Annotated in this window: 17 protein-coding genes; 16 read left to right on the top strand and 1 reads right to left on the bottom strand. The window is 61.4% G+C overall.

What is annotated here, in order from left to right:
- The first annotated feature begins 138 nt into the window (after window positions 1-138).
- From KSX58_RS08160 to clpB, 3 genes are all read left to right on the top strand, one after another.
- The gene (locus KSX58_RS08160) at window positions 139-690 is read left to right on the top strand and encodes a hypothetical protein (RefSeq protein WP_033499997.1); all 552 of its coding nucleotides are present in this window, start codon (window positions 139-141) and stop codon (window positions 688-690) included.
- Window positions 691-785: 95 nt separating this feature from the next.
- Window positions 786-1,607 (top strand): fumarylacetoacetate hydrolase family protein, encoded by an 822-nt coding sequence (locus KSX58_RS08155; protein ID WP_195347653.1) that lies wholly within the window; start codon window positions 786-788, stop codon window positions 1,605-1,607.
- A 302-nt stretch (window positions 1,608-1,909) separates the two neighbouring features.
- Window positions 1,910-4,627: an ATP-dependent chaperone ClpB gene (gene clpB, locus KSX58_RS08150; protein WP_217736134.1), complete on the top strand. Its 2,718-nt coding sequence runs from the start codon at window positions 1,910-1,912 to the stop codon at window positions 4,625-4,627.
- A 3-nt stretch (window positions 4,628-4,630) separates the two neighbouring features.
- Here the strand turns inward: clpB and KSX58_RS08145 are convergent, their stop codons facing one another.
- Window positions 4,631-5,566 (bottom strand): ATPase P, encoded by a 936-nt coding sequence (locus tag KSX58_RS08145; protein ID WP_217736133.1) that lies wholly within the window; start codon window positions 5,564-5,566, stop codon window positions 4,631-4,633.
- A 143-nt stretch (window positions 5,567-5,709) separates the two neighbouring features.
- Here KSX58_RS08145 and rmuC point away from each other — a divergent pair, with 143 nt between their 5' ends.
- The 13 genes from rmuC (at window position 5,710) to KSX58_RS08080 (ending at window position 21,431) form a co-directional block, all read left to right on the top strand.
- Complete coding sequence (rmuC, locus tag KSX58_RS08140; RefSeq protein WP_217736132.1) at window positions 5,710-7,044, top strand: DNA recombination protein RmuC; 1,335 nt, start codon at window positions 5,710-5,712, stop codon at window positions 7,042-7,044.
- A 69-nt stretch (window positions 7,045-7,113) separates the two neighbouring features.
- Window positions 7,114-7,785 (top strand): orotate phosphoribosyltransferase, encoded by a 672-nt coding sequence (locus KSX58_RS08135; protein ID WP_011743749.1) that lies wholly within the window; start codon window positions 7,114-7,116, stop codon window positions 7,783-7,785.
- A 137-nt stretch (window positions 7,786-7,922) separates the two neighbouring features.
- Window positions 7,923-8,786, top strand: coding sequence for a TrmH family RNA methyltransferase (locus tag KSX58_RS08130; RefSeq protein WP_035011309.1), 864 nt, complete (start codon window positions 7,923-7,925; stop codon window positions 8,784-8,786).
- Between the two features lie 183 nt (window positions 8,787-8,969).
- Window positions 8,970-9,266, top strand: a complete 297-nt coding sequence (gatC, locus tag KSX58_RS08125) for an Asp-tRNA(Asn)/Glu-tRNA(Gln) amidotransferase subunit GatC (RefSeq protein WP_011743747.1) — start codon at window positions 8,970-8,972, stop codon at window positions 9,264-9,266.
- 1 nt (window position 9,267) lies between these two features.
- Window positions 9,268-10,803 carry an Asp-tRNA(Asn)/Glu-tRNA(Gln) amidotransferase subunit GatA gene (gene gatA / locus KSX58_RS08120; protein WP_003810060.1) on the top strand — a complete coding sequence of 512 codons (1,536 nt, stop codon included), beginning with the start codon at window positions 9,268-9,270 and terminating at the stop codon, window positions 10,801-10,803.
- A 25-nt stretch (window positions 10,804-10,828) separates the two neighbouring features.
- The gene (gene gatB, locus KSX58_RS08115; protein WP_011743745.1) at window positions 10,829-12,325 is read left to right on the top strand and encodes an Asp-tRNA(Asn)/Glu-tRNA(Gln) amidotransferase subunit GatB; all 1,497 of its coding nucleotides are present in this window, start codon (window positions 10,829-10,831) and stop codon (window positions 12,323-12,325) included.
- Window positions 12,326-12,594: 269 nt separating this feature from the next.
- Window positions 12,595-13,665 (top strand): GNAT family N-acetyltransferase, encoded by a 1,071-nt coding sequence (locus KSX58_RS08110; protein WP_033499967.1) that lies wholly within the window; start codon window positions 12,595-12,597, stop codon window positions 13,663-13,665.
- The gene (locus KSX58_RS08105) at window positions 13,662-13,973 is read left to right on the top strand and encodes a DUF2469 domain-containing protein (RefSeq protein ID WP_021913485.1); all 312 of its coding nucleotides are present in this window, start codon (window positions 13,662-13,664) and stop codon (window positions 13,971-13,973) included. The genes KSX58_RS08110 and KSX58_RS08105 overlap by 4 nt, the downstream gene beginning before the upstream one ends.
- Before the next feature lie 172 nt (window positions 13,974-14,145).
- A complete protein-coding gene (locus KSX58_RS08100) occupies window positions 14,146-15,735 on the top strand; it encodes an NAD(P)/FAD-dependent oxidoreductase (RefSeq protein ID WP_003810046.1) in 1,590 nt (529 codons plus the stop codon).
- A gap of 366 nt (window positions 15,736-16,101) precedes the next feature.
- A complete protein-coding gene (gene rho / locus KSX58_RS08095; RefSeq protein WP_070122633.1) occupies window positions 16,102-18,081 on the top strand; it encodes a transcription termination factor Rho in 1,980 nt (659 codons plus the stop codon).
- Between the two features lie 373 nt (window positions 18,082-18,454).
- Entirely contained in the window at window positions 18,455-18,931 is a 477-nt protein-coding gene (locus KSX58_RS08090) for an Lrp/AsnC family transcriptional regulator (RefSeq protein ID WP_035011312.1), read from the top strand.
- Window positions 18,932-18,979: 48 nt separating this feature from the next.
- Window positions 18,980-19,393, top strand: a complete 414-nt coding sequence (locus KSX58_RS08085) for a chorismate mutase (protein ID WP_011743741.1) — start codon at window positions 18,980-18,982, stop codon at window positions 19,391-19,393.
- Between the two features lie 67 nt (window positions 19,394-19,460).
- A complete protein-coding gene (locus KSX58_RS08080) occupies window positions 19,461-21,431 on the top strand; it encodes a hypothetical protein (RefSeq protein ID WP_217736131.1) in 1,971 nt (656 codons plus the stop codon).
- Window positions 21,432-21,832: the final 401 nt, after the last annotated feature.

The following is a 21,832-nucleotide window of genomic DNA, read 5'->3' as shown; positions in this document are numbered from 1 at the left end:
CCTTGCATCGCAAACACGTATCGCAAGCGCGCATCGCAAACCGAATCGCAAGCCGAACAGGGGAATGGCATGACGGAGGCCATTCGACTGCCGTGCGGTGGAAGGGAGCCGCCGCACGCCAAGCCGAAAGGGAACATCATGTGCAACGGTGGGGGAGCGTTCAGTCCGGAAGAAGTCGAATATCTGCGCTCGCTGCCGGTGGTGGCCGAAGCGACGTCGCGACGCATCACCTACACGGAATCGTTCAAACACAACTGCATGCGCCGGTACCATGCGGGCGAATCGCCGGTCGAACTGTTCCGCGAAGCCGGACTCGACCCATCGCTGATCGGCTATAAGCGCATCGAACGTTGTTTCGCGCGCTGGCGCAAGATTGCCTGCCGTATGGGCACGGACCGGCTGGTATCAGTCGATGGGAATGGTGGAGTGGTGCCATCGGCGTCGGCGGATGTGGCGCCGTCGGCGGAATCTGCGGAGGTTGCTCGATCTGCGGTATCGCAGCCGGTGCAGCCAACGCAAACGACGGAAACGCAAAGCAATGCGACGCTGCCCGCGCCGCGCAACGCAGCCGAAGTCCCGATTCTGTCGGGAGGTGACGTGCGCGACCTGCTCATCGCCCAGCAGGTGCGCCGCATCGACGAGCTGGAACGCGAGGTGGCGGCGTTGCGGGCGGAACTGCATCGCAAATAATCGCAAAAATCGTAAAAAATGCGAGCAATCGGCATCGTCCGCAAAGCGACGCATGTCGAGAACGGCGGGCGTGGCGAGCGGGTAGACTTGCGGGTATGAGAATCGCACGTTTTACGCATAATGATGTACCGCAGTACGCCTTCGTTCAGACCGACAAGAACGACGGCAAGGACTATCTCGTGGCCTTGAATGGCTATCCGCTGTCCGGCAAGGCCGTCGAGCCGACCGGCGAGCGCTATCCGGTGGATGGTGACGGCATTCGTCTGCTGGCTCCGGTGATTCCGTCGAAGGTGTACGGTTTGGCGAAGAATTATGAGGCGCATGCGCAGTTCATGCATGAGGCCGGTCATTCCGATATCAAGCATGCGCCGGAGGATATGGTGATCTTCACCAAGCCGAGCACGTCCGTGATCGGCCCCGATGATCCGATTGTGATTCCGCCGTGTTCGAACGATATGAATTTCGAGCCGGAGTTGGCTGTGGTGATGGGTCGTATCGCCAAGAATGTGCCGGTGGAGCAGGCCATGGATTATGTGCTGGGTTTCACGTGCGTGAATGATGTGACGTTGCGTGATCTGCAGGGTCTTGATCCGACGTGGACGCGTGCGAAGGGTTTTGATACGGCGTGCCCGTTGGGTCCGTGGATTGTGACGCGTGACGATGTGGATTGGAAGGATGCGAAGATTTCCTTCACGCTCAACGGTGAGGATGTGCCGATGGCGTCGGGTACCACGGCGAATCTGATTCACGGCATTCCTGAGCAGATCGCGGCGATTACGAGTTTCACCACGCTGCTGCCGGGCGATGTGATTATGACGGGTACGCCGAACGCGTCGGGTCATCTGGATCCGGGTGACGAGGCGATCGTGCACGTCGAGGGCATCGGCGATCTGCGCAACGTGGTGGTGCGCGGCTGATTTTCGGCTTGCTGGCGGACTTTGGATTAGGCGGGTTTGCAACGTTTCGTGATTTCGTTACGTTGCTGCCCGCCTTTTTCGTATGTATTGCGATTGCCGGTGAGCGCTGGTGATTGTCGGTGACTGCCGTCCTGTGTCGAAAGACGGTTTTGAGAAACGCAAAAAGTTGAGTGTGTGGGACTCAAGTTTTGGGAATATAATGGCGATGAAGTCGGTTGAGCATATCAGACAACGACATATGCGTCCGAACGCCGGCCCGGTAGCGAAGGCCGGGCGGCCGGGCGCGAACCATGGAGGATGATATGGAACAGAAGTTCACGCAGATGGCGCAGGAAGCGCTTTCGGACGCCGTTCAGAACGCGGCGGCGCTGGGCAATCCGCAGGTAGACACCCTGCACCTGCTGGACGCGATGCTGCGTCAGGAAAACAGCATGGCCCGCGCGCTCATCGAAGCGGCAGGCGGCAACGCGCAAAACGTGAGCGCCGAAGTGCATCAGGCGATGCAATCGCTGCCGAGCGCCAGCGGATCGACCACAACGCAGCCGGACGTCAGCAGGCAGCTGTCGGCGGTGCTATCGCAAGCCGAAAAAGAAATGCAACGGAGGGGAGACGAGTACGTCACCGTCGACCTCATGCTGGTCGCAATCGCGGCCGCGAAACCTAATCAAAGCGCGGACATCTTGGAAAAGAACGGTCTTACCGCGGATAAGCTGCGTAACGCCCTGACCGCCGCGCGCGGCAGCGACCGCAAGGTGACCAGCGCCGACGCGGAAGGCTCGTATAAAGCTTTGGAGAAGTACTCCACCGATTTGACGGCCGCCGCGAAGGAAGGCAAGCTCGACCCGGTGATCGGCCGTGACCAGGAAATCCGCCGCGTCATCCAGATCCTGTCCCGCCGTACCAAGAACAATCCTGTGCTGATCGGCGAGCCTGGCGTCGGCAAAACCGCCGTCGTCGAAGGCCTGGCGCAGCGCATCGTCGCCGGCGACGTGCCGACCACCCTGCAGAACAAGAAGCTTATCTCGCTTGACCTGGGCTCCATGGTGGCTGGTTCCAAGTACCGTGGCGAATTCGAGGAACGTCTGAAGAGCGTGCTTGAGGAGATCAAGAAGGCCGACGGGCAGATCATCACCTTCATCGACGAGATCCACACCATCGTCGGCGCGGGCGCGGCCGAAGGCTCCATGGACGCGGGCAATATGCTCAAGCCCATGCTGGCCCGTGGCGAACTGCGCCTGATCGGCGCCACCACACTGGACGAATACCGTGAGAACATCGAAAAGGATCCGGCGCTCGAACGTCGTTTCCAGCAGGTGTTCGTCGGCGAGCCGAGCGTGGAGGACACCGTCGCCATCCTGCGCGGCATCGCGCCGAAGTATGAGGCCCACCACAAGGTGACCATCGGCGACGACGCGCTGGTCGCGGCGGCAACCCTGTCGAACCGCTACATTTCCGGACGCCAGCTGCCGGACAAGGCCATCGATCTGGTGGACGAGGCCGCAGCGCACCTGCGCATGGAACTCGACTCCTCGCCTGAGGAAATCGACGAACTGCGCCGCCAGGTGGACCGTCTCAAGATGGAGAAGTCGTACCTGCTGGGCAATCCGAAGAACGACAAGGCCGCGGAAAAGGCCGAAGCGGAACTGGACGACAGCGCCAAGGACCGTCTCGCCGATTTGAACCAGGAAATCGCCGACAAAAGCGAAAAGCTCAACGGGCTGAAAGCGCGTTGGGACGCCGAAAAGAACGGCCACAACCGTATCGGCGACCTGCGCAAGAAGCTCGACGAGCTGCGTACGCAAGCCGAAAAGTACGAGCGCGAAGGCGACCTGGCGAAATCGTCAGCCATCAACTACGGCGAAATCCCGGCCATCCAGAAGGAAATCGCCCAAGCCGAGAAGAACGAGGCGGAATCGGGCGGAGTCGACAATGCCAACGCCGACGTGCCGATGGTCCCCGACCGCGTCGACGCCGACTCCATCGCCGAAATCGTCTCCGACTGGACCGGCATCCCCGTGGGCCGTCTTATGCAGGGCGAAAACGAGAAGCTCCTGCACATGGAGGAGTACCTCGGCAAGCGCGTGATCGGCCAGAAGGAAGCCATCCAAGCGGTTTCCGACGCCGTGCGTCGCTCGCGTGCCGGCATCTCCGACCCGAACCGTCCGACCGGATCGTTCCTGTTCCTCGGCCCCACCGGCGTGGGCAAGACCGAACTGGCCAAGGCGCTCGCCGACTTCCTATTCGATGACGAGAAGGCCATGGTGCGCATCGACATGAGCGAATACATGGAGAAGGCCTCCGTGTCCCGCCTGATCGGCGCCGCGCCAGGCTACATCGGCTACGAAGAGGGTGGCCAGCTTACCGAAGCCGTGCGTCGCCGTCCGTATTCGGTGGTGCTGTTCGACGAGGTGGAAAAGGCCAATCCGGAAGTCTTCGACGTGCTGCTGCAGGTGCTTGACGACGGTCGCCTGACCGACGGCCAGGGCAGGACCGTGGACTTCAAGAACACGATTCTGATCATGACCTCCAACCTGGGCTCGCAGTTCCTCGTCAATCCCGACATGGACGCGGACGCCAAGAAGAAGGCCGTGATGGACGCCGTGCACATGCAGTTCAAGCCGGAATTCATCAACCGTCTGGACGAACTGGTCATGTTCCATCCGCTGACCCGCGAGGAGCTCGGCGGCATCGTGGACATTCAGGTCGCGCAGGTGTCCGCACGTCTGACCGACCGCCGCATCACGCTCGACGTGACCGATTCGGCGCGCGAATGGCTTGCCAACACCGGTTACGATCCGGCGTACGGTGCACGTCCGCTGCGTCGCCTGGTGCAGACCGAAGTCGGCGACCAGCTTGCCCGCATGCTGCTGGCCGGCGAAGTGCACGACGGCGACACCGTGCTGGTGGACCAGACCGGCGGCGACCACCTGGAGCTGTCCGCGTGGGCCGCGGACCAGCTGGAGGATATGGGCGAGGAGAAGACGGACGATTCCGCCGACGTCCCGAACCCAGCTGAGTGACGATTATCGATTGGTTACCTGTCGGTCGTAAGCCTGCAATACCAGGCCTGCGACCGACAGCACGGTCGAACCGAGCAGTATGGCGATCGCCAGCTTCGGTTGCACGCCGAACGCCAGCCACAACGCGCACGTCCACACCGCGACCACCATCGTCACCGACGTGGTGATCTGCAGCACACGTGCGCGGATCGCATGACCTACCACAGCGCGGAAGAGCAATTCTTCCGCGCTTTTTTCTTGCGTTGGCTCAGGGGATTTCGCTTGAGATCGCGCCGATTCTGTTGATTCTGTTGACTGTGCCGATTGCGCCTTTTCTGTTTCTGCCGTCTGCTGCGCGGTCGTCGCGTGTCGCCGGACAAGCGTGCCAGCCAGCGAAAGCGTCGCGACCACGCCGACGAACGCGAAATACGGATCGCGCGAGCCGGCCGGGAAAATCCACGACACCACGCACAGCAGCAGGCTGTACGCGTAAACAATCGCCATGCCAAGCGAAACCAGCGAATCGCCGTTCGGATGTCGCCGCTGCAATGCGGGCAGGCCGCGGTGGTGAATCGGCGCCGCGCAATAGAACATGACCGGCGTGATGACGATGGCGTGCGGCCACGGATTCGTCAGCCAGCCCGGCATGGCGATTTTGGCCAGCGCCAGTAATGTGATGACGAACGTTGGAATGGTCAGGATAAGCGCGATGACGAGGCGCTTGCCGAGGTGGTCGGTGGGTTGTCCGTCGATGTCAGATGTCGATTCGCCGTCTGCCGTCACTTTGCCGTCTATCGTCACTCCACCGTCGGTCGTGTGGGATGGGTCGGCAAATCCGCCGTCCGTCCGCAGCGGAATCGCCTGGCGTGCGTCCGAGCTTGGAAACAGCCGCAACAACGCCCAGGTGGCGATGGATGCGGCCACAATCGACACGGCCGCCAAAAACAGATCGAATCCCATAATGTCCCTTCGTGTTGGGCTGATGCATTTCGCGTTCGGCTGATTTCAGCATAGTGCACGGTTGTGTGGCATGCGGTCGGTCTTGCGAATGAATGTGGATGCGTGGATTGATGTGTTCCTGACGACGTGATACCATCGAACGTATGTTCGATAATCCTGTGTTTGTAGTGATATTGCTGGTGATCGTGGCCGCGCTCGGAGCGGCTGCGGGCTTCTTCGCGGGCCGTGCCAAAGGGCAGGATATGGCCCGTGGCGCGAAGGAATCCGACCTGAACGAGGCGAAGGCGCAGATCGAGGCGGACAAACAGGACATCAGCGATCTCAACGCGGCTGTTGTGCAATACCGTACGCAGGCGGAAGGATTCAGCCAACAGCTGACGTATCTCAAATCGCAATTGGCTCAGGCCCAGCGTGCCGAGGAAATGCGCGTGGAACGTGAACGGCAGCGTGCCGCCGAAGAAGCGAACCGTCGTCAAGCCGAAAGCGAACGGAAACTGCAGGAGCAAAGCAAGGTGCTCTCCGCACTGGCTCCGGTGCAGAAGAACCTCGACGCCCTGCAGACGAAGGTCGCGCAAATCGAAGAGGGCCGCAAGCATGAGATGGGAGCGCTCGGCGAACAGCTCAAAGGTCTTGGCGAACAGCAGGCGCGATTGGATCGCGAGACGAGCGCCCTATCATCGGCATTGCGCAACAACAAGGTGCGTGGCGCGTGGGGCGAGGCGCAGCTGCGCAACATCGTGGAATCGGCGGGTCTGTTGGAACATGTCGATTTCGACACCCAGGTTGTGGTCACCGACGCCGATGGACATACGCAACGGCCGGATATGATCATCCACATGCCGGGCGGCAAAACCATTCCGATCGACGCGAAAGCGCCATACGCCGACTACCAGCGCGCATGCGAGATTCCAGACACCGCCTCACCGGAGGAACTGGCCCGCAAGAACGAGCTGCTGCATTCCCATGCCAAAGCGGTACGAGACCATGTGAAGACCCTGGGAGACAAAGCCTATTGGAACGCGTTCGGCGATGCTCCGGATTTCGTGATCGCGTTCATCCCCAACGAATCGTTGCTGCAGGCCGCATTGGAAACCGACCCGACACTGATGGACGACGCATTCGCGCAGAAAGTCGCGCTGACCTCGCCGATCACCCTATGGGCGGTGCTCAAATCCGTGGCATACGCATGGCAGCAGCAAAGCCTGACCGATGACGCGAAAATGCTGTTCGACCTGTCCCGAGAGCTGTACGAACGGTTTGCAGTATTGGGGGAGCGGGCCACCAAACTGGGTTCCGCCATCACCAAAACGGTCGGCGCATACAACTCGTTCGCCGCGTCGCTCGAATCGCGCGTGCTGGTCACCGTGCGCAAACTGCAACGCGTCGACCAGAGCAAGGTCATCGGCACCGTCGACATGATCGCGCCCGAAAAAGGGGATATCCGCGAGTTGTCCGCTCCCGAGACCAACGCCGAATGACCATGCTAATCGCTCATAAATCACCCATACCGCGCGGTGAATGACGAGCCGAAAGGATAGGCTGGAACCATGACCGAAGAGAACACTTTCCGCAAGACGACACCGGTTCCGACGCATGATTCCGCTGCGGGCCAGTCTGTTTCCGCTTCGACGGAATCCACCGTCGATTTCGCCATGCTCGAACCTCGCGACCAGCTCAAGACGCTGCTGCAGGCCGAAATGAAGGACAAGCCGTTCTCGGAACTCTCCTCCGTGCTGTTCGACCATCGTGGAGCCTCCATCGTCGGCCATATCCTGCTCGACACGTTGGAGGAAGCCGGCTATTCCGTCGACGATTTCGACGCGGTCGGCGCATTGACCGCCGCGGCCGTGCCGCTGGTCTCCGCCATGATCCAGGCCGCCGCCTCCCGTGGTGAGGATTTGGACGGTTTCGTCATGGACTTCGTCTATCCGTCCATCAAGGGTCCGTCGATTGCCGGCAAACGCGTGGTGCTGATCGACTCCTGGCTGTCTGAAAAATCGTATGTGCAGACCTCATCGCTGGTCACCCTGCGCAACGGCAACGAGCTGAGCCTCGACTTCTCCGTGGTGGAGAACGAAGGCGCCAAAGTGCTGGCCGTTGCCTCGCTGATCGGCGGTGTCGACATGGTCGACCCGACCATCAAGGTCATCAACCCGGTCACTTCGGAGGAATCCGAACTGCCGTTCGTCGAAGTGTTCAAGGAATCCGAACTCCACTGAACACCGAGTTTCCCGCCGACCGACCGCAAACATATCTGCCGTTGACGTCGTCGAATGTGCGATGACAAGCATGATGATGCATACGGATGCGCGGGCCTTTGACATATTTGTATTGCTGTTCCTATGAAGGGGAGAACGTGCACGATCCCAATCCCATCGATGTTGCCGCACAGGCATCCGGCGAACCGACGTTCCGCGAGGTCGGCGTAGGACCGTGGTCGCAAACCCATCCAGGCGAACCACGCCCGGACGATGCGTCATCCCCCAATTACGACATCCGCTTCGACTCCACCCTGCTCGACGAAGGCGACCGCCGCAACGTGCTCGACCGCTACCGCTACTGGACGGTCGCGGCCATCAAAGCCGACCTGGACTCCCGCGGGCGCCACGATTTCGAAGTCGCCGTGGAGAACTGGACCCACGATTTCAACATCGGCTCCATGGTGCGCACCGCCAACGCGTTCCAAGCGCGCCGCGTGCACATTGTCGGCCCGCACAAATGGAATCGCAAGGGCGCGCTCATGACGGAGCTGTACCAGCACGTCGAAAACCATCCATCCATAACGGAACTTGTCGAATGTTGGAAACTGCGCGTCGCCGGCGAAATCGCCGCCGCCCAATCGCAAGCCGCCGCCATCGCCTTCCATATGCGTGGCTCCGCAGCCGCGACGGACGGCACTTCCGGCACTGCCCCGAACACAAGCGAAACCATGGCCCAACTGGAAGCTTTGGACGCGAAAATAGCAGAACTGCAAGCCGCCCGCGTCATCGCGCTCGACATCATTCCCGGCGCGGTGCCCATGGAAACCTACCATTTCCCCAAACGCTGCCTCATGCTTTTCGGCGCGGAAGGCCCGGGCCTGTCCGAAAAAGCGCTCGAACTGGCCGATGACGTGGTCTACATCTCCCAATTCGGCTCGGTCCGTTCCATCAACGCCGGCGCCGCCGCCGCGGTCTCCATGCACGCCTGGATCGCCCAGCACGCCGCGCCGCAAGCCTGATCGCGCCATCGGCACGCGGCAAGAAAAGCCGTTAAGCGTCGCTTTGCCGCAATAGCGGATGCGTGCTCGCCGACCAGGCGACGGAACGGCCGTCGAACGGATGGCGGCCAGTCGCGGCCGGGTTGCGAACGGGGCACGAAATAGGGCACACGCTCGTCACGCAGACGCGTTACTGTTAGGGTCATGCCTACTTTCACCAAAGAAGAAATCGTGCATTTGGGCGATCTGGCCCGAATCGCACTCACGGACGAGGAAATCACCCGTCTGCAGGGCGATCTGAACGTCATCGCCGAATCCATCAACAAGGTCCAGGAAGTCGCCACCGACGACGTGGAACCGACCGCGAACCCGGTCCCGCTGGAAGCCTACCTGCGTCCGGACGTACCCGAGACCCCGCTGACCCAGGCCGAAGCCACCGCAGGCGCCCCGGTCTCCGAGGCCGGCATGTTCGTCGCACCGCGCATTCTGGGACAGGAGTGATATGAGCACCACCGAACTCGTCAAGCTTTCCGCCGCCGAGATGGCGGCCAAGATCAAGGCCAAGGAAGTTTCCAGCCGTGAGCTGGTCGAAGCCCACCTTGCGGTCATCGAATCCGCCGAACCGAGCGTCAAGGCCTTCCTGAAGGTCTCCGCCGACCAGGCCCTCGAACAGGCCGACGCCTTCGACGCCAAGTCCGATGAGGACAAGGCGCAGATGCCGGAACTCGCCGGCGTGCCAATCGCCATCAAGGACATGATCGTCACCAAGGGCATCGAAACCACCGCCGCATCCAAGATCCTCGAAGGCTGGGTGCCGCCGTACGACGCCACCGTCATCGAGAAGCTCAAGGCCGCGGGCATGCCGCTGTTGGGCAAGACCAACCTCGATGAATTCGCGCAAGGCTCCTCCACCGAGCACTCCGCCTACCAGACCACCCACAATCCGTGGGATACCGAGCGCGTGCCGGGCGGTTCCGGCGGCGGTTCCGCAGCCGCAGTGGCCGCATTCGAAGCTCCGCTCGCCCTGGGTACCGACACCGGCGGCTCCATCCGCCAGCCGGGCTCGCTGACCGGTACCGTCGGCGTCAAGCCGACCTACGGCGGCGTCTCCCGTTTTGGTGCGATCGCCATGGCCTCCTCGCTCGACCAGATCGGCCCGTGCTCCCGTACGGTGCTCGACTCGGCCCTGCTGCAGGAAGTGATCGGCGGACACGACAAGCGCGATTCCACCTCCATTCCGGAAGGCCCGCGTCCGATGGTCGCCGCAGCCCGTGAAGGCATGAAGCGCGATCTGAAGGGCCTCAAGGTCGGCCTGATCAAGGAGCTCGGCGGCGAAGGCTTCCAGCCGGGCGTCATGGCCCGCTTCAACGAAGGCGTCAAGAAGCTTGAGGAAATGGGCGCGGAGGTCATCGAAGTGTCCCTGCCGCACCTGCCGTACTCCCTCGGCGCCTACTACATCATCATGCCGTCCGAGGTCAGCTCCAACCTGGCCCGTTACGATGGCATGCGCTACGGCCTGCGCGTCATGCCGCCGGCAGGCGTTCCGCAGACCGCCGCCAACATGATGGCCTACACCCGTGAGGCCGGCTTCGGCGACGAAGTCAAGCGCCGTATCATCCTCGGCACCTACGCGCTGTCCGCCGGCTACTACGATGCCTGGTACGGCTCCGCGCAGAAAGTCCGCACCCTGATCATCGACGACTTCAAGAAGGCCTTCGAAAAGGTCGACGTGCTCGTCGGCCCGACCAGCCCGGTCACCGCCTTCAAGTTCGGCGAGAAGACCGAGGACCCGATGGCCATGTACGCCATCGACATCACCACCATTCCGGCCAACCTCGCCGGCGTGCCGGCCATGAGCATCCCGGCCGGCCTGAGCGACGACGGCCTGCCGGTCGGCTTCCAGTTCCTCGCCCCGCAGCAGCGCGACGAGGTCATGTACAAGCCCGCCGCCGCTCTCGAAGCGGCCCTCGAGGAAAGCTGGAACGGCCCGATCTGGCAGTCCCTGAAGACCCCGTGGCTCGACGGACTGGACAAGTAGGAAGCATCGGAGGAAAGAAAACAAAATGGCTGAAAAGTTGATGAAGTACGCCGATGCCGTCAAGAAGTTCGACCCGGTCATCGGTCTGGAAACCCACGTGGAGCTGTCCACCACCACGAAGCTGTTCTGCCCGGCCGAAGTCCACTTCGGCGGCGAGCCGAACACCCAGCTCACCCCGGTGAGCCTCGGCCTGCCGGGCTCCCTGCCGGTGGTCAACAAGACCGCCGTCGATTACGCGATCAAGCTGGGTCTCGCCCTGCACTGCGAAATCGCCGAATGGAGCCAGTTCGCCCGTAAGAACTACTTCTACCCGGACATGCCGCGCGATTACCAGATCTCGCAGTATGACAAGCCGACCAACGGCAACGGCTACCTCGACGTGGAGCTTGAGGACGGCACCATCTTCCGTGTGCCGATCGAGCGCGCCCACATCGAAGACGACGCCGGCAAGAACACCCACGTCGGTGGCGCTGACGGCCGTATCGAAGGCGCCGACCACTCGCTGGTCGACTACAACCGCGCCGGCGTGCCGCTGATCGAAATCGTGACCAAGCCGATCGAAGGCGCAGGAGACCGCGCCCCCGAAATCGCAGGCGCCTACATGCGCGCCATCCGCGACATCGTGCGTGCGCTGAACATCTCCCATGCCCGCATGGAGCAGGGCAACATGCGCGCCGACGTGAACGTGTCGCTGCGCAACAGCCCGTCCGATCCGTTCGGCACCCGTTCCGAAACCAAGAACGTGAACTCGTTCCGTGGCATCGAGAAGACTATCCAGTACGAGATCCGCCGCCAGGCCGCCATCCTTTCCGAAGGCGGCGAGATTCTGCAGGAGACCCGTCACTGGGACGAGGCCTCGCAGACCACCGCCGGCGGCCGCGTGAAGTCCGACGCCGACGACTACCGCTACTTCCCGGATCCGGATCTGGTGATGCTGCACATCACCAAGGAGCACATCGAGGAGATGAAGGCCCAGATGCCGGAAATGCCTCGTGAGCGCCGCAACCGCCTGAAGGGCGAGTGGGGCTTCAACGATCTGGAGATGCGCGACGTGCTCAACGCCGACGCTCTGGACCTGCTCGAGGACACCGTCAAGGCCGGCGCTTCCGCCTCGGGCGCCAAGAAGTGGTGGCTGGGCGAGCTGTCCCGCGAAGCCAACAACAAGGGCGTGAGCCTTGAAGAGCTGCCGATCACCCCGGCCGACGTCGCCGAGGTCGAGAAGCTCATCGCCGACGGCAAGCTCAACGACAAGCTCGCCAAGCAGACCGTCGCAGGCGTGCTCGCCGGCGAAGGCACTCCGGACGAGGTCGTCAAGAAGCACGGCTTCCAGGTCGTTTCCGACGACGGCGCGCTCGAAAAGGCCGTCGACGAGGCACTCGCGGCCAACCCGGACATCGTCGAGAAGCTCAAGAGCGGCAACATGAAGCCGATGGGCGCGATTATCGGCGCTGTCATGCGCGCCACCCGCGGCCAGGCCGACGCGAAGGCCGTCACCAAGATCGTGATGGGCAAGATCAAGTGACATTCCGGCGATTGCCGAACGTTGCCTGATTGATGGCATCGAAAGGCGTGCGTTTTTGCGATGAGAGGAATCGTAAAAACGCACGCCTTTCTGCATTTTGTTGCTTTTTATCTGCTTTTACATGCCTTTTCATACGATTCACGCGTCGGCTGGGGAGGTTTCACAGGGATTTTGCCTAACAAAACTCCCAGCTGGCGTTCAGTCGGGTACAATACCGTCGGTATGGGTGCGGCGAGGGACCGCGCCGAGAAACATAGGGAACGATAATCATGTCAGAGTACGCTGAAACCACAGCGAAGGAACAGACGACGGACCAGCGGGCGAGGGAGCTGCCGGAACGCATCGTCATTCCGCCCATCAAGGGCGAGATGGTGCACTTGCGCCCCGCCACCATCGACGACATCGCACGCATGGAGGTCATTGAGGCGTACGTCGGCGCATCCGGCATCACCGGCAAGGACCGCGTGGCCGAACGTGGCGCTGTGAACGCGTGGGTGCGTCGTTCCGTGGCATGGTCCAATGGCGAAAAATCGAACGAATCCGGCGTGGGGGATCCGGAATCTCGTCGTACCATCGCATGGTCCATCGTCACCGAAGCCGACCATGACGGCGACGGCGAGCTTGACGCGGCCTCTTCCGACAACGTGATCGGCATGATCTTCCTCATCGACATCGACGGCTGGGCACGTTCCGCCCGCATCCAAGTGGTGCTCGGCAAGGACTACCGCGGCCGCGGCTACTCGCGAGACATCATGCCCCGCGTGATGACGTACGGCTTCGCGCCGGAACCGGCGGGCCTCGGCATGCACCGCATTTGGGTGGCCGTGCCGGAACAGAACACGCGTTCCGTATCCGTCTACCAGTCGCTCGGCTTCGTGCCGTCCGGCCGTTCGCGCGATGCCCTGTGGAACGCGTCGGAGAACCGTTACCAGGACCTCATCGTCATGGACACGCTCGTCGACGAATTCGACCCGATCCGCTCGCTCGACGCGTTCGGCATGCACGTGATCGAAGACAATCCGGGCGTCAAGGAGGCGTTGAGCGCCCGCGAACACTCGATCGCCATCCAACTCAACTCCGTACATAAGGGCGATGCGGACGATGCCGCAGCGGCAGGCCAGAGTGGAGACACGGCGCAGACCTCCGCCGACGAGACGTCTGCCGCGCCATCGCAGGAATCGCAGCCGAACGAAGCATCCGGAACGGCGAAGACGGACCAGAAGGCCGGCGATGCCGACAACAACTGGCCGTACAGCTCGGATGAGCGCAAAACCTCGAAGGATGCTTGGTGGCGCACGCTTGGACGTGGCCGCAAGCGCGACACGGAAGGCAGACGATGAGCGCCGAGGACCTCGACAACTACGAAACCGACGCCGAGCTGTCCCTATACAAGGAATACCGCGACGTCATCAAACTGTTCACCTACGTTGTGGAGACCGAGCGCCGCTTCTATCTGGCCAACAAGGTCGATTTCAACGTGCGTTCCGCCGGCCAGGACGTCTACTTCGACGTGCGGCTGACCGACGCGTGGGTGTGGGACGTCTACCGTTCCAGCCGTTTCGTCAAGAACGTGCGCATCGTCACGTTCAAGGACGTGAACGTCGAGGAAGTGCAGAAAACCGACATCGACATTCCCGACAGCATGTAGCAGACCTACGGAAAACCAGTCTTCGGCGGAAGCCGTACGGCTGGTTTTCCTTCTATCAGGGCGATTGCTGTCGGACTTGGCGGTGATTTTGTGTGCATGCGCACAGGTGCGCTGTGCGTTTCCCTACCTTCGGGTAGAATATCTTCGATTTTGTTTGTAAGGAGACTTCAAAGTGACGCAAAAGCAATCCGTGGTCATCATCGGTGGCGGCCCTGCCGGCCTGACTGCCGCTTGGGAGCTCGTCAAGGACGGTGGCTCCGAACAGTACGACGTGACCGTGCTGGAAGCCACCCGCGAATTCGGCGGCATCTCCCGCACCGTCAAGCATGACGGCAATCGTATGGATATCGGCGGCCACCGCTTCTTCTCGAAGGACGACCGCATCATGGACTGGTGGAAGGACGTTCTGCCGCTGCAGGGCGCACCCAGCTATGATGACAAGAAGCTCCACCGCGAGCATGATATGGAGCCGGGCGGCCCGGATCCGGAAATCGAAGACAAGGTGATGCTCAAGCGCCACCGCGTGTCCCGCATCTACTGGAACCGCCACTTCCTCGACTACCCGATTTCCCTGAGCGCCAACACCCTGAAGGCCATGGGCTTCAAGCTCACCATGGTCGCCGGCTTCAGCTACCTGAAGTCCATGGTGCACAAGCTGCCGGAAACCAACCTGGAGAACTTCTACATCAACCGTTTCGGCCGTAAGCTCTACTCCATGTTCTTCGAGGGCTACACCGAGAAGCTGTGGGGCCGTCACCCGTCCGAAATCTCCGCCGACTGGGGCGCACAGCGCGTCAAGGGCCTGAGCATCATGGGCGTGCTGAAGAACGCCTTCCAGAAGCTCCTGCCGAAGAAGCGCGACAACTCCGAAGTCGAAACCTCCCTCATCGAGGAATTCTGGTATCCGAAGCTCGGCCCGGGCCAGCTGTGGGAAACCGTCGAATCCAACTGCGAAGCCGCCGGCGTGAAGGTCATCACCGACGCCAATGTGGTGGAAATTCGCCAGAAGGACGGCAAGATCGCATCCGTCGTGTACGAGGATTCCGAAGGCAACCGCACCGAAATGGCCGCGGACGACTTCATTTCTTCCATGCCGGTCAAGGACCTTGTCAACGCCGTGGACGCCTCCGACCAGCCGGCTCCGAAGGATATGACCGAAATCGCCAACGGCCTGCCGTACCGCGATTTCGTCACCGTCGGCCTGCTCGTCAAGCACCTGCGCCTGACCAACACCACCGACATTCCGACCCTCGGCAACCCGCCGATCGTGCCGGATTGCTGGATTTACGTGCAGGATCCGGGCTACAAGGTCGGCCGTCTGCAGATCTTCAACAACTGGAGCCCGTACCTGGTCAAGGATGTCGACAACACCGTGTGGATCGGCCTCGAATACTTCTGCGAGGAAGGCGACTCCTTCTGGAACATGACCGACGAGGAAGCCACCAAGTTCGCCATCCAGGAGCTCACCCGCATGCAGGTCATCAACGGCCCGCAGGACGTGCTCGACTCCCACCGCGAACGCGTCAAGAAGGCTTACCCGGCCTACTTCGACACCTACGACCGCATGCCCGAACTCGTCGACTACCTCGACTCCTTCGGCAACCTGTACTGCGTTGGCCGTAACGGACAGCACCGTTACAACAACATGGACCACTCCATGGCCACCGCCATCGAAGCCGTCAAGGACATCAAGAGCGGCGAAACGTCGAAAGACAACGTGTGGTCGGTCAACACTGACAAGTCCTACCACGAAGAAAAGTAGAAAAATAAATAACGCGTGCGCATACGCCCTTTCTCCGGCGCTCGACGTACCTTTGTACGCCTTCGGCCTCAGACGGGCGTCTTCGCACGCGTTATTTATTTTTCGCAGCGTAACTTTGATCAAGCCCATGCTTTTTGGCATGGGCTTTTTCATTGCGATTTTTATTGCGATTGCGCGGTGCGCGAACCGCACGGGCGGACCGCGCGTGCCCGCTTTGCGTTGGTCTGGGTTGCGTTGTATGGTTAGGACAGTTCGAAAACCGCGATGTTTCGCGGCGGACTTTTCATTCGACGGAAATTTTCCGCAATTCTTTTTTACAGCTGTCGCGGGCGCATGCCTGTGGAAGCCAAGGAAAGGCAACTACCAGTGGCAACAAGCCCTAATCTCGATGATATGAAACTGCCCGAGCTCAAGGAGCTCGCCAAGCAGATGGGACTTCGTGGTGTCTCCACCATGCGCAAGACCGAACTGATCGCAACACTTCAAGCCGCCCGTTCCGGCGGCCAGGCTCCGGCCGGCGTCACCGTGCGCGCGCCAAAGTCCGCTCCCGCCGCAGACGCTGAGGTCAAATCGGCAAAGGACAAGAAGGCCGATGAAGCCAAGCAGGAGGAACGCCCCGTCCGTGCCAAGCAGGCCAAGTCCGCGGAATCCTCCGAAGTCGCGGATGCCGTGGCAGCGGTGGACGCGTTGAAGCCGAACGATGAAGCGCCGAAGCGTCGTCGCCATCGTGACGCCGAAGCCGGCGCCGACCTGCTCGCCGAACTGGGCCTTGACGATGCCGCTCCGAAGCAGGATGACCGCCGTCGCCGTCGTGATGACGACCGTAGGGACGATTTCGAGCCGCGTCGCCGCCGTCGCGTGGCGGACGGGCCGAAGAGCGAAGACGTCGTGCGCGACCTTGATGACATCCTCGCCACGCTGCCGTCGCAGGAAGACGCCGATGATGATAAGCGTCGCGACGAGACCGAAGACAACGAATACCGTCACAGCCGTGGACGCAACGATCGCCGTGGCCGCCGTATGCGTGTCCGTGACCGCGATTACGACGAGCGTGACGAGCGTCGCGGCAGGGGCGATCGCAATGATCGCAACGACCGTAACGATCGCGCCGACCGCATGGACCGCAACGCCGACCGCGACCAGCGCAACGATCGTATGGATCGCGCCGACCGTGACCAGCATCGCGACGAGCCGAAGGAAGACCTCGTGCCGGTCGCCGGCATCGTCGACGTGCTCGACTCCTACGCGTTCGTGCGTACGTCCGGCTACCTGCCGGGACCGAACGACGTGTATGTTTCCATGGGCCAGGTCAAGAAGTATGGCCTGCGCAAGGGCGACGCCGTGCACGGCTCCATCCGCGCCCCGCGTGAAGGCGAACGTCGCAACCAGCGTCAGAAGTTCGTGCCGCTGCAGTCCATCGACTCCATCAACGGCATGAGCGTCGAGGAAGCGCAGCATCGTCCGCAGTTCAGCAAGCTCACCCCGCTGTATCCGCAGGAACGCCTGAAGCAGGAGACCACGCCGAACAAGCTCACCGGCCGCCTCATCGACATCGTGGCGCCGATCGGCAAGGGCCAGCGTGGCCTGATCGTGTCCCCGCCGAAGGCCGGCAAGACCATCACCCTGCAGAACATCGCCAACGCGATCGCCACCAACAATCCGGAAGTCCACCTGATGGTCGTCCTCGTGGACGAACGTCCGGAGGAAGTCACCGACATGGAACGCACGGTGCAGGGCGAGGTCATCTCCTCCACCTTCGACCGTCCGGCCTCCGACCACACCACCGTCGCCGAACTGGCCATCGAACGCGCCAAGCGTCTCGTGGAGCTCGGCCAGGACGTGGTGGTGCTGCTCGACTCCATGACCCGTCTGGCCCGCGCCTACAACATCGCCGCGCCGGCCTCCGGCCGCATCCTGTCCGGTGGTGTGGACGCGCAGGCGCTGTACCCGCCGAAGAAGTTCTTCGGCGCCGCCCGCAACATCGAAAACGGCGGCTCCCTGACCATCATCTCCTCCGCGCTGGTGGAAACCGGTTCCAAGATGGACGAGGTGATCTTCGAGGAATTCAAGGGCACCGGCAACATGGAACTGCGCCTGAGCCGTGAGCTCGCCGACAAGCGCCTGTTCCCGGCCATCGACGTGAACGCCTCCGGCACCCGCCGCGAGGAGCTCATCACCGATCCGCAGGAACTGCCGATCATCTACCGTCTGCGTCGCCTGCTGGGCGGCCTCGAGCCGGAACAGGCCTACCAGACGCTCGTGCCACGCCTGAAGAAGACAGCGACCAACCGCGATTTCATGGCGTCGCTCATCCAGCAGAGCGGCAACGCCACCAACGGCAACTGAGTCGTCGGCTGCAAGCGAATCTGAAGGTTTGAGGGGCTGCATGGCAATCGCCGTGTAGCCCCTTTCCTATGCGTACGTTTCGACGAATTTCGTGAAATTGGCCACTTTTTGGACAACGTTGTCAATTAAAAAATAGGTAAAAATACGACGAGAAAAGATAAATGGGAAAAATATATATATGGTCGATATGGGGGTATGAGCTAAATAAAACAAAGATATTTCATGACAGCGTTGCGCCGTCCGGATAAACTGCGGCGATTCCGCGACGGTATGTGCGCGGTAGTGGGTATGGTAAGGAAGAAAAAGAACATGGAACTGCAGTGGGAACGGTCGATTGCGGCCGGTGCAGTGGATTGTTGGAAAAGGGGTATGAATGGCCAACAGTGACAATGGTCCGGTAGACGCACGTACGGTTGCGAGCCAGCTCGACGCGACCGATGGCGTAATCCTCGACATGCTTGAAAAGGATGGCCGAGCCACGCTGTCCCACCTTTCCGAGGCGACAGGCCTGTCCGTGTCCGCCGTGCAGTCGCGCGTGCAGAAGCTTGAGCGTCGCGGCGTGATCCGCGGCTACAAGGCGGTTATCGACGACGAGCGCCGCGGCCTTGCGGTGAACGCCTACATCGCGGTCACGCCCATCGATTACTCCCAGGAAGCCGAGATTCCAGACAAGCTTAAAAACATCGACGGCATCATGTCCTGCGATTCCGTCGCCGGTTCGCCCAGCTTCATGCTCACCGTTCGCGTCGAATCGCCCAGCAAGCTCGAAGAGCTGTTGAACCTCATCCATCGCACGGTGTCGGTCAGCACCGAAACCACCATCGTGCTGCAGCGTTACTTCGCGAAGTGACCGCTGTTCGGCAGATGCCGCGGTAGGGTGCGCGGTAGGCTTATACCCATGAGCGACAGCGAACATGACTGGCTTCGGCCAGAAGAAGAAACCGAATCCGAAACCATCATCGACGCGCGCACCGCGCAGAACAACCCCGAAGTGGCCGATGTGGTGGCTAAAATCGCCTCGCTGCGCCAATCGATAGACAACGTCGACACCGCCATCGTCTCGCTGCTGGCGGAACGGTTCAAATACACGTCGCAGGTGGGTGTGCTCAAGGCGCGTGCGGGCTTCGCGCCGGCCGATTACCAGCGTGAACATGCCCAGATCGAGCGTCTGCATCGCATTGCCGACGAAGCCGGACTGGATCCGGAAATCGCCGAAATGTACCGCGAATTCGTGGTGACCGAGGCCAAGCGCCGCCACAAGCGCATCGCCGAAAACGGGGGAGACCCGGGCGTACTCGACGTTTTCGCCTGAGCCGTCCGTTTTCCGCGCGCCCCGCGCGAACGTCCATTGCCGACGGGCATGCCGGGCACTACATTAAATGCCTTGGGAAGTTGTTTCGATTGCGATTGAGAGGTCCGGCATGCGCCACGCCACCGCGAACCGTCCATCCGGTGCCCGACGCCCGCTTGCCGCGGCGATCGCGGTCGCCGTCATCACCGCCGCTCCCGTCGCGGCAGTCGGCGTGAACGACGCGATATCGGCCTTGCAACAGAATGGGCAGTACGCGGCCGATGCATCGCATGATGACGTGATGAGCGCCTACACCTCCATCGACAAACCAGGCCGCCTTTTCCTGACCAACAGCGGATCCTCCACGTCGAAACGCGTTCCCAAAGGCGTTGTCGCATTGCCGTGGAAAATATCCGCCTCCTTCACCCTCAACGGGCCCGACGTAAGCGTTTCCGACGTTTCCGGCGCTTCCGGCATGATCGGCATACGCATCGCCCTGCATGCCACGAAACCCGACGTGACCGCCAATCTGACGCCAATCGTCGCCTTCACCATTCCCGGACGCGTCGGCAGTGACGTGACCGCCGATGACGGCGTGCTCGTCTCATCCGACAACACCTCGACCCTGGTGGCTGCGGTCGGCAAACCGGGCGAGGACCTGACCTTCAACGCCTACGTGACGGCGAAGCACTTCACCATGAGCTCACTGTCCATCGCCGCGGTGGAAGGCAACGTTCAGCAATCACTGCCTGACCTGACCAAGCGCGCAACCACCTTGGTGGACGGTCTGACCAACGTCGGCTCGCAACGCAACCGCAAGCTCATCGCCCAACTGGAACAGCTCAGAGACAACGAGAAAGCGCTTGCCAAACAGACCATCGCCGTACGTTCCAAAGCACACGATCAGGCGTTCGACGGCTACATCGACGCGTACGTGGGCTCATACACCACGCATCTGTCCGGTTCGATCGGCAACGCCACACAGCTTCCCGCCATTCTCGGCACCGCGTCCGAACTGAACGGCGATACCTCCGTAGCTAAATCCGTGGCAGACCTGGCCAACGCCGTCAACGACGTGAGCGCCGCATACCGGCATATCGGCGCGGCCGACGCCGTCGACGAGGTGATTCGCACCATCGAACAGCGTGGCACATCCGGCTTGGTGAACGAGCTCACCAAGCGCGCCGGCGAGGAACAACAGCGCGGCTCCAAAGACTACAGTGCCGGCCAATCGCAGCTGTCCGCGGCCATGATCCCGTATTCGATGGATTTCACCGACGCATACACGGCTCGGCTTAAGGAACTGGGCGCCACCGCAGGCACGGCTGGCAGCTACAAAACCCAGGCGATCGCCGACGTGCGTGCCGGCATCAAAGACAATGAGAAGCTCAAAACCGCGTCCGACAAGGTGTCCGCGGCGATGACCGCGTTGGCGGACGCCAGCGAGCACACCGGACAGGCCAGCGCATTCCACCAGATCGTGCTGCGATTCGCCGACCAGCTGGATTCGGATGACGACACGTCCGAATCGGGCGCTGCCGATGACGCTTCTGTGCTGGACACGTTGCGTTCCGCCTCCGCCAGCCAATCGTTGTGCGCGAAAGCCGAGAAACGGCGGTCCCGTGCGCAACGCAAGGCCGAACGCGCGCAGGCGAAGAACAACACCGCCGATTCGACCAGCTTGGTCGATGACAAGAACGCCATCAGCATGGATGATGTGATGAGCTACGCGGGCGGACTACGCCCGTCGTTCGGCGCCGCAGCGGACACCACGTCGAAGAATGTGGCGAAAGTCGGGGGAGTGGACGGCTCTTCGAAGAACAGCGGTTCCGATTCCTCTTCTTCCGCCGATTCGATGTCCAGTTCGTTGCCGGTTGCCGGCTATGGCTTGGCGAAAACCGGTTTCACGCCGGATAATGGCGATTTGATTGACGAGACGGTCGAATTGGCCGCCGCTGCGGAAGTTTTCGACGATGCGCTGCAGGCCGGATTGGGTGGGAACGGTTCCGGAAATTCGTCCGCTGGCCCGCAGTACCTCCTGTCCGTTCCGGTGTTGTAGAGCACGCGGTTTGTGCGATGCGCTAAATCCGATAGTGCTCCGTTGCTTACGTGGTACGTTTCGGGGTTTTTGATTGCGATTTCCGCCTCCGCTTGTGCATTCGTTGAGATTACTCCCATAAAAACCATTTTTTCGCGTACGGGTTTGTGCGCAGGGGCGGGAATGTACGCTGAGAACAGCCGAGAACGGGATAAGGACGGTTCTATGCGCGCACGTCTTGCGATTTAGGGCGATTCTGCACGGACGTGAGCAAAAGGGGATATGATTTCGACCGTTTTGCCTGCGATTTATACCCCTTTTCGCTCACGAAAGCATTTTTCCCGCGATTTTGACTGAATATGAGCAAAAGGGGGCACGGTTAGTTGCAGACAGTGACGGGATATACGAGGGGCCTCTCCTTC

It is taken from the genome of Bifidobacterium sp. MSK.17.10, assembly GCF_019129655.1.
Taxonomy (GTDB): Bacteria; Actinomycetota; Actinomycetes; order Actinomycetales; family Bifidobacteriaceae; genus Bifidobacterium; species Bifidobacterium adolescentis.
The sequence above is the reverse complement of the archived record's forward strand: the minus strand, read 5'-3'. Positions and strand labels throughout refer to the sequence as shown.

Excerpts from the sequence above, each read along its gene's own strand:
- rmuC (WP_217736132.1), top strand. The coding sequence starts at position 5,710 with ATGTTCGATAATCCTGTGTTTGTAGTGATATTGCTGGTGATCGTGGCC.
- KSX58_RS08080 (WP_217736131.1), top strand. The coding sequence starts at position 19,461 with ATGCCTTGGGAAGTTGTTTCGATTGCGATTGAGAGGTCCGGCATGCGC.
- gatC (WP_011743747.1), top strand. The coding sequence starts at position 8,970 with ATGCCTACTTTCACCAAAGAAGAAATCGTGCATTTGGGCGATCTGGCC.
- KSX58_RS08085 (WP_011743741.1), top strand. The coding sequence starts at position 18,980 with ATGAGCGACAGCGAACATGACTGGCTTCGGCCAGAAGAAGAAACCGAA.
- clpB (WP_217736134.1), top strand. The coding sequence starts at position 1,910 with ATGGAACAGAAGTTCACGCAGATGGCGCAGGAAGCGCTTTCGGACGCC.
- KSX58_RS08160 (WP_033499997.1), top strand. The coding sequence starts at position 139 with ATGTGCAACGGTGGGGGAGCGTTCAGTCCGGAAGAAGTCGAATATCTG.
- KSX58_RS08155 (WP_195347653.1), top strand. The coding sequence starts at position 786 with ATGAGAATCGCACGTTTTACGCATAATGATGTACCGCAGTACGCCTTC.
- KSX58_RS08090 (WP_035011312.1), top strand. The coding sequence starts at position 18,455 with ATGGCCAACAGTGACAATGGTCCGGTAGACGCACGTACGGTTGCGAGC.
- KSX58_RS08135 (WP_011743749.1), top strand. The coding sequence starts at position 7,114 with ATGACCGAAGAGAACACTTTCCGCAAGACGACACCGGTTCCGACGCAT.
- gatA (WP_003810060.1), top strand. The coding sequence starts at position 9,268 with ATGAGCACCACCGAACTCGTCAAGCTTTCCGCCGCCGAGATGGCGGCC.
- KSX58_RS08110 (WP_033499967.1), top strand. The coding sequence starts at position 12,595 with ATGTCAGAGTACGCTGAAACCACAGCGAAGGAACAGACGACGGACCAG.
- KSX58_RS08105 (WP_021913485.1), top strand. The coding sequence starts at position 13,662 with ATGAGCGCCGAGGACCTCGACAACTACGAAACCGACGCCGAGCTGTCC.
- gatB (WP_011743745.1), top strand. The coding sequence starts at position 10,829 with ATGGCTGAAAAGTTGATGAAGTACGCCGATGCCGTCAAGAAGTTCGAC.
- KSX58_RS08145 (WP_217736133.1), bottom strand. The coding sequence starts at position 5,566 with ATGGGATTCGATCTGTTTTTGGCGGCCGTGTCGATTGTGGCCGCATCC.